This is a genomic window from Moorena sp. SIO4G3, assembly GCF_010692305.1.
Classification (GTDB): domain Bacteria; phylum Cyanobacteriota; class Cyanobacteriia; order Cyanobacteriales; family Coleofasciculaceae; genus Moorena; species Moorena producens_A.
Map to the genome: position 1 here is coordinate 1 of NZ_JAAHIG010000642.1, position 2,532 is coordinate 2,532.

At 44.9% G+C, this 2,532-nt stretch carries 2 protein-coding genes; both read left to right on the forward strand.

What is annotated here, in order from left to right; genetic code table 11:
• The first annotated feature begins 249 nt into the window (after positions 1 to 249).
• Complete coding sequence (gene thiL, locus F6J99_RS44065; RefSeq protein ID WP_293123521.1) at positions 250 to 1,416, forward strand: thiamine-phosphate kinase; 1,167 nt, start codon at positions 250 to 252, stop codon at positions 1,414 to 1,416.
• Positions 1,417 to 1,798: 382 nt separating this feature from the next.
• Positions 1,799 to 2,532: hypothetical protein (locus F6J99_RS44070; RefSeq protein WP_293123524.1), on the forward strand; the 734-nt coding region annotated here is incomplete at its 3' end.

Here is a 2,532-nt window from a genome sequence, read left to right on the forward strand (position 1 = left end):
TGTCGATGAGAGTTATTGATGGGGCTGAAAATTTAGTTGAGCCCCAGGCATAGCTATCAAGATAGGTTATAGCGCTACGCCCAAGGCAAGAGGCAATAGGCATGCTAGCAATAGCTGAATATAATAGCTTTTGCTGCTTTTATAAATGTCCTTAACCCCTGCGGCGAAGCCAGGGATGAGCTTCACTAATTACAGATAGCTCAGTTTATGCCAGTCAGAAGTATCAATCAATAGATAGATCGTTTTCTCGTGACCCTTGAATTACTAAAAGATATCGGAGAACAAGGTCTTCTAGAACGGTTACAGCCTTTCTGTCCACCAGGGATTGTCGGGGATGATGGAGCGGTAATTCCCCCTCCAGAGTCTGGTCAATCCTTGGTGATTACTACAGATGTTTTAGTGAATGGGGTGCATTTTAGCGATCGCTACGGTGGGGTAAGCCAATGCACTACTAGTCCAGAAGATGCTGGTTGGCGTGCTGCTGCTGCTAATTTGTCTGATTTAGCTGCTATGGGAGCATCCCCCCTAGGCATTACGGTAGGCTTAAGCCTGACAGGGGATGTAGCGGTTAGCTGGGTTGAAAGACTTTACCAAGGCATGACTCAGTGTTTAAACCAGTACAATACACCAATACTGGGGGGAGATATCTGTCGCTCGCCGGTTATTGCTATTGCTATCACTGCCTTTGGTCAAGTCTACCCCGACCGAGCTATCCGGCGTACAGGGGCCAAGGTGGGACATGCCATTGTGGTGACAGGTATTCATGGTGCTTCCCGGGCTGGACTAGAATTACTCCTCAACCCAGATTTCGGCAAACACTTAAGTTCAGAGGAACGGCTATCTCTGATTAAAGCTCACCAGCGTCCCCAACCCAGACTTGATGTTATAGCTTTACTGGAGTTACAGGTTAACAGGTTACTAGAGTTACAGGTTAACAGGTTGAAGGTTGAAAGTTCCATTCAACCTGATAACTTACAACCTGATAACTTTCAACCTTCAACCCTTAAACCTTGGCCAAAAGGCCACGCTACGCGAACAACCCTTCAACCTTCAACCCTCCAACTATCCATTGGGGGTATGGATAGTAGCGATGGTTTAGCAGATGCTATTGTACAAATTTGTCGTGCTAGTGGTGTTGGTGCTGAGATTGATCCGAACCGAATTACCCTACCTCCAAGCTTGAGTAAATTGGTGTCCCCAGAGCAAGCTTTGGATTGGGCGTTGTATGGTGGTGAAGATTTTGAATTAGTGCTATGTTTGCCCAATGAAACTGCTGAGGAATTAGTGGCACAACTGGGGGAGGGAGCAGCAGTAATTGGCAAGATTACTAGTGGTAATGAGGTTTGGTTGAAAGATAAAACTGCCACTTATGCTGATCAATTGCTGAGTTTAAATAAGGGATTTCAGCATTTTTGAAATTTTACCCTTAGAGGTTGTCTGAGAAGTCTCATTTGCTACATCCAAGCCCCCTAAATCCCCATCTGTAAAAAAGCGAAGCATCCGCTAATTCCCCCCAGAATTGGGGGGTTAGGGGGGCGGGGGACTTCTACCAGCAAATAGATTCTTGTTCCCCCCAGAATTGGGGGGCTAGGGGGGCAAAATTCAGTATCAAAAAACTTGGGAAATATTCCCTTAGAAGTGATTAACTGGATTTACTATTATTCTTTTTGTATCTGATCCAAATCAGAAGTGCTCCGGTATCATAACTTGAATCAATAAACAAGATCCAGGTGCGATCAATTTTCTGGTTCAGATTTAATACAGTGTCTGAGATACTGTTAACTTTGAAAAATTTGCCTTGGCTTACGATAATATCTGCAAATACCTAGCAGAAGAATACCCATCGGAGTTTTTTCACTGGCTATTGGGTGAAGAACCTAGAGATATTCAGGTACTTAAAGCCGAATTAAGTGCTGAACCAATTCAAGCTGATGCTCTGAGTCTACTGCAAAGTACTAACCAAATTCTACACCTAGAATTTCAAACCCTGCCCCAATCTGACCCACCACTACCATTTCGGATGTTGGACTACTGGGTAAGATTACATCGCAAATACCGATGTCCGATTGAACAGGTGGTAATTTTCCTGAAGTCTACGACCTCACAGATGGTATTTACTAACGAGTTTAGAGATACTAACACCTGGCACCGTTATCGAGTAATTCGTCTGTGGGAGCAAGACCCATTACCACTTTTAACCAATCGAGCTCTGTTACCCTTGGCCACTTTAGCCAGGAGTGATAGCCCTAATCGATTGTTAGAGCAAGTGGTTGCCGAAGTGGATAGAATTGAAGAAAAACCATTACGGGGAAACCTAGCGGCCTGTGTGGATGTACTGGCTGGTTTACGGTTTGATAAAGATTTAGTCCATCGATTGTTAAGGGAGGAAGTTATGGAAGAATCAGTATCGGGTAGGTCGGCGGGGTCACCCCCGCTTCGCCCCCTAAGCACCGTGCGAACAAGTCTCCAAGTACACGGCGCACCTAATCCCTTTAGAACTCGTTATTCTTTCAACCGTTTTTTCCTTGATTT